At 69.2% G+C, this 8,287-nt stretch carries 8 protein-coding genes and 1 pseudogene; 5 read left to right on the top strand and 4 right to left on the bottom strand.

Going from position 1 to position 8,287, the window contains the following annotated elements:
• Together ABZ749_RS23075 and ABZ749_RS23070 are read left to right on the top strand one after the other, a co-directional pair.
• Positions 1-536 (top strand): annotated as a pseudogene (locus ABZ749_RS23075) (glycoside hydrolase family 18); the annotation flags it as partial.
• A gap of 191 nt (positions 537-727) precedes the next feature.
• Positions 728-1,939 carry an esterase-like activity of phytase family protein gene (locus tag ABZ749_RS23070; RefSeq protein WP_357230954.1) on the top strand — a complete coding sequence of 404 codons (1,212 nt, stop codon included), beginning with the start codon at positions 728-730 and terminating at the stop codon, positions 1,937-1,939.
• Positions 1,940-2,024: 85 nt separating this feature from the next.
• On the opposite strand, the gene ABZ749_RS23065 is transcribed toward ABZ749_RS23070, so the two are convergent.
• Together ABZ749_RS23065 and ABZ749_RS23060 are read right to left on the bottom strand one after the other, a co-directional pair.
• Positions 2,025-2,294 (bottom strand): hypothetical protein, encoded by a 270-nt coding sequence (locus tag ABZ749_RS23065; RefSeq protein ID WP_357230951.1) that lies wholly within the window; start codon positions 2,292-2,294, stop codon positions 2,025-2,027.
• Between the two features lie 36 nt (positions 2,295-2,330).
• Positions 2,331-2,900, bottom strand: a complete 570-nt coding sequence (locus ABZ749_RS23060) for a helix-turn-helix domain-containing protein (RefSeq protein WP_357230948.1) — start codon at positions 2,898-2,900, stop codon at positions 2,331-2,333.
• Between the two features lie 81 nt (positions 2,901-2,981).
• Between ABZ749_RS23060 and ABZ749_RS23055 the strand changes: the two genes are divergently transcribed.
• Complete coding sequence (locus ABZ749_RS23055) at positions 2,982-3,956, top strand: zinc-dependent alcohol dehydrogenase family protein (RefSeq protein WP_357230945.1); 975 nt, start codon at positions 2,982-2,984, stop codon at positions 3,954-3,956.
• Positions 3,957-4,175: 219 nt separating this feature from the next.
• Positions 4,176-5,291 carry a hypothetical protein gene (locus ABZ749_RS23050; protein WP_357230943.1) on the top strand — a complete coding sequence of 372 codons (1,116 nt, stop codon included), beginning with the start codon at positions 4,176-4,178 and terminating at the stop codon, positions 5,289-5,291.
• 4 nt (positions 5,292-5,295) lie between these two features.
• Here the strand turns inward: ABZ749_RS23050 and ABZ749_RS23045 are convergent, their stop codons facing one another.
• Positions 5,296-6,306, bottom strand: a complete 1,011-nt coding sequence (locus tag ABZ749_RS23045) for a mechanosensitive ion channel domain-containing protein (RefSeq protein ID WP_357230940.1) — start codon at positions 6,304-6,306, stop codon at positions 5,296-5,298.
• Positions 6,307-6,446: 140 nt separating this feature from the next.
• The gene (locus ABZ749_RS23040) at positions 6,447-7,598 is read right to left on the bottom strand and encodes an NADP-dependent oxidoreductase (RefSeq protein ID WP_357230937.1); all 1,152 of its coding nucleotides are present in this window, start codon (positions 7,596-7,598) and stop codon (positions 6,447-6,449) included.
• Positions 7,599-7,829: 231 nt separating this feature from the next.
• On the opposite strand from ABZ749_RS23040, the gene msrA reads away from it, so the two are divergent.
• Positions 7,830-8,287 (top strand): peptide-methionine (S)-S-oxide reductase MsrA (gene msrA, locus ABZ749_RS23035; RefSeq protein ID WP_357230957.1); only part of this gene is annotated, 458 nt, incomplete at its 3' end.

The following is an 8,287-nucleotide window of genomic DNA, read 5'->3' as shown; positions in this document are numbered from 1 at the left end:
GCGGCAACATCAACACCCTGTCCACGTCGCAGGCCAACCTGATCCGGATCATCGACGGCGTGCTGGCCCGGATGCCGTCGAACTTCGGCCTGACCATGGCTCCGGAGACGGCCTACGTCACCGGCGGCAGCGTGGTCTACGGCTCGATCTGGGGCTCGTACCTGCCGATCATCAAGAAGTACGTGGACAACGGCCGGCTCTGGTGGCTGAACATGCAGTACTACAACGGCAGCATGTACGGCTGCGCCGGCGACTCGTACCCGGCGGGCACCGTGCAGGGCTTCACGGTGCAGACCCAGTGCCTGAACAACGGCCTCACCATCCAGGGCACCACCATCCGGGTGCCGTACGACAAGCAGGTCCCGGGCCTGCCCGCGCAGATCGGGGCCGGCGGCGGCCACCTGTCGACGTCGTTGGTCACGCAGGCGTGGAACTCCGTACCCGGCCTCAAGGGCCTGATGACCTGGTCGGCGAACTGGGACGGGTCGAAGGGGTGGACCTTCGGCGACAACGTGAAGCGCCTGCAGGGCCGCTGACGGCTGACCGACGCCGGGCCTCCCGCCAGCCGTACGTCGGCAGGCGGGAGGCCCGGCGCGGCTGACAGCCGTGCGGCATCCGCCGGCGGTTTGAGCGGACATTCCCCTGTGGCCAGTTCGAGTTCACCACATCGCTCTACGGTGCCAGCGGACCGAGAACGCTCTGCTCGTACCTGGAGAGATGAGGATTGATGGCAGTAAGCAAGCGGGTGGGCCTGACTGCTGCGGCGGTCGCGTTGACCCTGACGCTGCCGGGCGCCGCGACCGCGGCGGCGGCCGAGCGGAACACGTGGGACCAGGCCGAGTTGTTGTCGTTCGCCGCGTTGCCGGCGGCAACCTTCGTTCCCGGCAGCGAACCGTCCGGCTCGTCGCTCGGCAGTGCCCCCATCAACGGGATCACCCCGCCGTTCGCCGACCAGCCGATCCAGGGGTTCAGCGGCGTCCTGCGCAACACCGACGGCACCTTCGACGTGCTGTCCGACAACGGCTTCGGCAACAAGGCCAACAGTGCCGACTTCGTGCTGCGTGTTCAGCGGGTAGCGCCCGACTTTGGCAGCGGTGCCGTGGACGTGCTCGGTGGCATCAACCTGACCGACCCGCACGGCAAGGTGCCATTCCCGCTCACTCGTGCCGACCGCGTGCTCACCGGAGCCGACTTCGACGTCGAATCGATCACCCGGACGGCGGATGGCACGTACTGGGTCGGTGACGAATTCGGTCCGTACCTGCTGCATTTCGACCGGGCGGGCCGCTTGCTGCAGACGCCGGTGCCGCTGCCCGGAGTCTTCGCCCCCGAGAACCCGGGCCGCGGCACGACCCCGGCCAACCTCGCCAGCAGCAAGGGCTTCGAGGGAATGGCCCAGTCGCCGGACGGTCGCACGCTCTACCCGCTGCTTGAGGGCACGACCACTGGTGATCCGGCCGGCACCCTCCGGCTCAACGAGTTCGACACCCGGACCAACGCCTACACCGGCCGACGCTGGGCCTACGCGCTCGACTCTCCCGCGCACGCGATCGGTGACGCCATCATGGTCGATCGCGACCGCTTCCTGATCATCGAGCGGGACAACGGCCAGGGCGAGACGGCACAGGTCAAGAAGATCTATCTCGCCGACAAGCGCGACCGGAACCACGACGGACTGCTCGACAAGACGCTGGTCGCCGACCTGATGGCAATCGCCAACCCTCGCCACGTCGGTGGGTTCGGTGACCCGTTCACGTTCCCGTTCCAGACGATCGAGGACGTGGTGATCCTCGATGACCGCACGCTCGCCGTCCTGAATGACAACAACTTCCCGTCGTCGGCGGGCCGGACGGCCGGCCAGGCGGACAACAACGAGTTCATCGTGATCAAACTCGACCGCCACCTGGACGCCGACAAGCGCATCCTGCGTCGCTACTGAGGCGCTCTCAGCGGGGTGGGCAGACCGACAGGCTGTCCACCCCGTCCCGGGCGGCCCGAGCGCGCACCGAACGGTGTCGCGTGGGTCATGCCTCAGCAGTGGGTCGGCTGTGCACCACCAACTCGTCGATCTCCAACCGGCCGACGCGCAACTCCCGCACGACCGCCCGGCGGATCACCAGCCGCCCGATGACCAGCGCCCCGACGGCCACGGCCCCGGCGGCCAGCGCCCCCACGGCGAGGGCACCGACCGACGCCGCGCCCGCAGCCCGCGCGCCGGTAGCCGCCGCGCCCGTCGCCACCGCGCCGTCGGCACGCGTGCCGGTCAACCGCATCAGGTTCACTTCTCGCTTCATCGCCCCATTGTCCGCGTGCCGCCAGCCGGGTGCCGATCAGGTGCGAAACGCCTCGATCGTGAGCGCGGCGAAGCGCCGAGAGGCGGCAGCCCGCGCGTTCGTCGAGGTAGCGTACAGGCCACCGTTGGCCATCAGCATGAGAACGAGGTCGTCCAGGCCCACGTCCGGCCGCAGGTGGCCGGTGCCCTTGGCCCGGCGCATCAGTTCGGCGAGCGAGGTGAGGGCGGCTTCGCGCTTCGCGGCGAGGTCCACGGCGTGGGGAAATGCCGAGGTGAACGCCGCGGTGAAGCCTCGGCTTCGGGCTTGCAGCTCACACAGTTGTTCGATCACGAGACACAGGCCGCGCCAGGGGTCAGGGTCGGTGAGCCCTTCGTCGACGACGGCGACGCACGCGTTCATCTGATCCGCGAACGCCTCCGTGGCCAACGCCTGCTTGGTGGGGAATCGGCGGTAGAGGGTGGCGGGGCCGACTCCGGCGCGTCGGGCTATCTCACGCATCGGCACGTCCATGCCTTCGGCGGCGAAAACCGCCCGGGCGGTGTCGAGGATGCGCTCACGGTTGTCCAGCGCGTCCGACCGCAGGTTCTGAGTCAGATGGCCACCCACTCCCTCACTCTAGCTAAACGGACGCATCCGTCCACTACCGTTCGGGCGTCCGCAGGACTGACGTGGGAAGGGTGACGATCAGTGAAGGCAGTAATGATCAGGAAGTTCGGCGATCCCCGTGGGCTGGCGGTCGTCGACCTTCCTGTCCCGGTGCCCGCTCCGGGGCAGGCGTTGATCACCATTGAGGCGGCCGGTGTGGCTGGCGCCGACGTCCTGATCCGAAGCGGCGCTCTGGCCGCGTACGGCTTCCGCGAGGGTCACATTCCGGGCGGCGAGGTTGCCGGCACGATCACGGCCGTGGGCGACGGCGTCGACCCCGCGTGGATCGGGCAACGCGTCTGGGCCTTCACGGGTACGGGCGGCGGCTACGCCGAGCAGGCGGTCGCCCCGATCGCTGAGGTTCTGTCCCTGCCGGCGGGCCTCTCCGCAGTCGACGCGGTGACGCTCGGCAGCTCCGGGGGCGTGGCTCACTTCGGCCTCGCCCACGCGCACTTCTCGCCCGGCGAGACGGTCCTGGTCCGTGGCGCGGCCGGCAGTATCGGGATCATGGCGGTGCAGCTCGCCGCCAGCGGTGGTGCCAGCGCCGTCGCGGTCACGACCTCGTCGCCTGAGCGCGGCCGCCGGCTGCGCAGCCTTGGTGCTACCCACGTGCTGGACCGCTCCGGGGCTGGGGGTTCGGACGGTCCCACCGGCTACGACGTCATCATCGACGTCGTCGCGGGCCCGGACATGCCCGCGTTCTTCGACCGACTCAACCCCAACGGCCGGCTCGTGGCCGTCGGGGCGGTCGGCGGCCAACCGCCAGCGGATTTCGGGACGAGGTTGATGGCCGCGTTCCAGAAGTCGATGTCGTTCGCCACCTTCAGCGCGGCGACGGTGACGGCGGCCGCTCGACAGGCCGTACGCACGGAGCAGTTCGCCGCCGCCGCTCGCGGGGAACTCCAGACCGTGGTGCACGAGGTTCTGCCGCTGGAGCGGGCGGTGGTGGCGCACCAGAAGATGGACGGTGGCGAGGTCTTCGGACGAATCGTCCTGACCGTGAGCCCCTTCCACTGAATCCGCCGCACCGACCGGGGGTGGTCTCTTAGGCTGCGTGGGCGGGGCGCCCGGTTCGACGAGTGCGTCGCGGTGGCGCTGTACGGGCTGGTCGGGTGCTCCTCTCGGTGGCCTGCTCCCGCTACCTCAGCCGGCACGGGGAGCTGCCGCGACGGCGCGTAGGTCCCCCGGTGTCGTTCGCGGCCAGCGGCCGAGCCCGGCTACCGGCGAGGAGCATCGATGACGCAGAGTGCACAGGACCGCCCGGAGATCGTCGTCGGGCTCGTGGCAACCCCGCCGGATCATCCGGCCCGGGTGGCCGCGCGGCTCACCACCGAACTGACCAGCGGGCTCGCCGAGCGGGTCAACGCGGACGTGCGGTGGACCGTCCGGGAAGGCTGGGGAGCAGTAGCGCCGCGCCGCGACGGCGGCGTTGAGGCACTACTCGATGATCTTGCCCAGCGGCGCGCCGACGACCAGTGGGACGTCGCAATCTGCCTGACCGACCTGCCGCTGCATGCTGAGCGGGTGCCGCTGGTCGTGCAGACCTCCGCTCGGCGTCGAGTCGCGGTGGTGTCCCTGCCCGCCCTGGGACTGCACCAGCTGCGAGCGGCCCGCGCAGCCGTTCCGGATCTGGTGAGCCGGCTGCTGACCGACGCCTCCGACGAGCGGATGCCGCCGGCCGGCTGGGCACCGGCCACGATGGCAAGCCGGGTTCCCGCCATCCACCGGGTGGTCGGCGAGACCGACACTGGTGAGCGGCGCTACGTCGCCTCGCGGTTCATCGGCCGACTACGGCTGTTGATCGGCATGGTTCGCGCCAACCGTCCGGGGCGCGCCCTGCTGGGCCTGTCGAAGCTGCTGGTCGGCGCGTTCGGCACGGCCGCGTTCGCGCTCACCACGGACACCATCTGGCAGATGGGCGACGCCCTCGGCGGACTCCGGCTTGCCGTGATCATGCTGCTCGGGCTGACAGCGTTGGTGGCCTGGCTGATCGTCGCGCACGACCTGTGGGAGAAGCCAAGCCGCGAGACGCCGAGTGAGCTGGCACGGCTGTTCAACCTGGGTACGATCCTCACCCTCACTCTGGCAACGGTGCTGTCCTACGTGGTGTTGTTCGTGGGAACGGTGCTCGTCGGGGCGCTGCTGGTCGACACAACCGTGTTGGAACAGACCTTGCAGCGGCCAGTCCACTTCACCGACTATCTGACGCTCGCCTGGATCACCAGCTCGCTGGCCACCGTCGGCGGCGCGATTGGCTCTGGGCTGGAGAACGAGGAGACGGTTCGAGCCGCGGCATACGGCTATCACCCTCAGCCCGACGGCTGGCGGGATGAGGAGAGCGGGCGGGTCTGATCGGTCACGGCTGGTACTGACTGCGGGTGCGGGGCAGCCACTGGGGATGGCGGTCGCGAAGGTAGCGAAGCATTCCCTCGCGCAGGTCGCAGCGCAGGTCCCAGGCGCTGGCGCCGTCGGCGGCCGAAGCCTGCACCTGGATGACCACCGTCTGCGGGGTGGAGTCGACCATCTGGAGCACCCACTGGTCGCGATCCCACAGCGCTGAGGACTCGACCAGCCGGCGTGCTTCCCGGCGCAGGTCGTCCAGGTCGGCGGTGTGGTCGACATGAATCTGGATCTTGCCGATCACTCTGGACTCATTCCGGGTCCAGTTCTGGAACGGCCGCTCGGTGAAGTAGGTCGTCGGCAGGATGAGCATTCGCTCGTCCCAGAGCCGGATCACCACGTTGGTCAGTTTCACCTCCTCAACGCGGCCCCATTCGCCGTCCACCACCAGCACGTCGCCGACATGCAATCCGTCGGCGAAAGCGACCTGGACACCGGCGAACGCGTTGCCCAGCGCGGTACGGGCCGACAGACCGATCAACGCCCCGACCACCCCGGCCGACGTCAACACGGAGACGCCGAAGAGGCGTACCGGCCGAAAGGTGATCAGGATCAGGCCGATCGCGACGATGGTGACCACGGCGACGGTGAGCCGCCGCACGGGGCGAATCTGCGTCCGGGCCCGCCGGACCCGTCGGCTGGCGACCGCGTCACCCGGCAGTCGACTGAATGCGACCGCCTCGGCGACGTGCAACGCCTTGATCACTAACCATGCCCCGGACAGCACCAGAGCCACCAGGACGATGTGCCGCAGATGACGCTGCCACCCGGCCGGACCCAACGGCAGCGCGTAGTACAGCGCCCCCACCAGCAGCAGCGCCGCGGCCGGGCGGCGGCAGGCATGCCGCAGCGGCTCGAGCAGCCACTGGTACCGGCCACGGGCTACCCGGCGAAAGACCAGGCCAGAGATCAGGTCCACGACCACTGCGGTCGTCAGCGCGGCCACTACGATCAACGCGGTACGCATCAGAGGCCGTTCACGGTAATCCCGATGCCAGCTTCCCTCGGCTCACTGCCCAACCCACGTGCTCAGGGTGCCATCCCGTCCAGTGGCAGGCGGCCAACATCGGCGAACAACCCGCTCCGCGACGAGGGTTGCCCTCGGGCCTAGGAGCGAGCGCGGATGATCGTCTTTCCGGTGATCCGCTCGGTCGGGTTGAGAGCGGCGACGGCGTCGTCGAGGTCTGCGACGGCGCCGATGTTCGTCCGCAGTCGCCCGTCCCGTACCCGCTGGACGATTTCCCCCAGTTGGGGGCGATCAGGCATCACCACGAAATCTGTCGCCAGGCCGTCCGCGGGCCGCGCCTCGGACGGCCCGACAACGGAGACCAGTGTTCCTCCGGCGCGAATGAGGCCTGCCGAACGCTTCCCGATGTCACCGCCGATGACGTCGAAAACCAGATCCACTCCGCCGACGTCTTCCAGGGCCTCGTTGCCGAGGTCGACGAACTCGTGTGCGCCGAAGTCCAGCGCCCTGTCACGGTCGGCAGCGCGCCCGGTGCCGATGACGTGGGCGCCGAACTCACGCGCGAGCTGCGTCACCATCGACCCGACTGCGCCGGCCGCGCCGTGCACGAGGACGCTCTGCCCCACCCGAAGGCGGCCGTGCTCGAACAACCCCTGCCAGGCGGTCAGACCTGAGATCGGCAGGCTCGCTCCCACAGTGAAGTCGACGTCACCGGGCAGCGGCGCGAGGTTGCGGGCCTCGACGGCCACGTACTCCGCCAGGGTGCCGTCGCGGGTCCAGTCGGTGAGCCCGAACACCCGCTGTCCCACCGACAGTCCCGTCGTGCCGTACCCGAGAGCGCTGACCACTCCGGCCAGCTCGTGCCCGGGTATCGACGGCGTCCGGTCACGGCCGAGGCGATCGGTCCAGGTCGAGGGCCACGCCAACTCGGTCGGGACGAACCCCGACGCGTGAACCTGGACGACGACGTCGTTGAGGGCCGGTTCCGGCTCAGGCCGCTCGACCAGCGTCATCCCGGCCGTTCCCGCAGCCTCGTCCGTCACCACGATCGCCTTCATCAGACACCTCCCTGTATCCAGCCCTCGTCTGCGCTGGCACGAGGAGCGCAGTTCCGTTTCCCAGCATTGGCGGCGGCACGCCTCGGCGCCGTGCCGCAGCAGGTTGGTCGGCAGCGGTTGGGGCGCGCGGATGTCGCCGAGGATGGCGGGGTGTGTGTCGACCTCGACGCAGACGGGCAGGTCGGGCGGCATCGCTCCCAGAGCCACCCCGTCGAACGTCCCGAACCTAGCCACGGTAAAACTGGTCTGTCAAGTCCACTAATGTTCCACCTGGTTACCGCTGCGGTCAGGCTCGAAGTGCCAGTTCAGCCTCATTGCTACACAGCGGCCCGACGTCGGTGAGACGCGCGCCTCATGGACCTTGGAGTCCAGGGAGCGCGGAGACTGCGGGAATACCGCCGACCCGGAGAGCGTCTGTACCTGCGTGTCCAGGTGGGCTGGCACGACGACAGGCAAGGAGACGACGTGAACACCGAAAAGGCAATCCTCGCCGGCGGCTGTTTCTGGGGCATGGAGGAGTTGTTCCGCCGCCAGCCCGGCGTCGTGTCCACGCGCGTCGGCTACAGCGGCGGCGACGTCCCGAACGCCACCTACCGCAACCACGGCACCCACGCGGAGTCCATCGAGGTCGTCTACGACACCGACAAGACCGACTTCCGCGCGCTGCTCGAGTTCTTCTTCCAGATCCACGATCCGTCGACGAAGAACCGCCAGGGAAACGACATCGGCGTCAGCTACCGCTCGGCGATCTTCTACACCAGCGACGGGCAGAAGCGTGTCGCCGAGGACACCATCGCCGACGTCGACGCCTCGGGCCTGTGGCCCGGCAAGGTCGTCACCGAGGTCACCGCGGCAGGCGGCGAGGCTCCCGGCAAGACAGCAGTCGACCCAAGATCCGATGCTCCAACCGGAAGCCTCGCTGT

This window comes from Micromonospora sp. NPDC047753 (assembly GCF_040642735.1).
In the GTDB taxonomy this organism is placed as follows: Bacteria; Actinomycetota; Actinomycetes; order Mycobacteriales; family Micromonosporaceae; genus Micromonospora.
The sequence above is the reverse complement of the archived record's forward strand: the minus strand, read 5'-3'. Positions and strand labels throughout refer to the sequence as shown.

Bases quoted from the DNA above. Each gene is read 5' to 3' on its own strand.
- ABZ749_RS23050 (WP_357230943.1), top strand. From the start codon at position 4,176: ATGACGCAGAGTGCACAGGACCGCCCGGAGATCGTCGTCGGGCTCGTG.
- ABZ749_RS23045 (WP_357230940.1), bottom strand. From the start codon at position 6,306: ATGCGTACCGCGTTGATCGTAGTGGCCGCGCTGACGACCGCAGTGGTC.
- ABZ749_RS23065 (WP_357230951.1), bottom strand. From the start codon at position 2,294: ATGAAGCGAGAAGTGAACCTGATGCGGTTGACCGGCACGCGTGCCGAC.
- ABZ749_RS23070 (WP_357230954.1), top strand. From the start codon at position 728: ATGGCAGTAAGCAAGCGGGTGGGCCTGACTGCTGCGGCGGTCGCGTTG.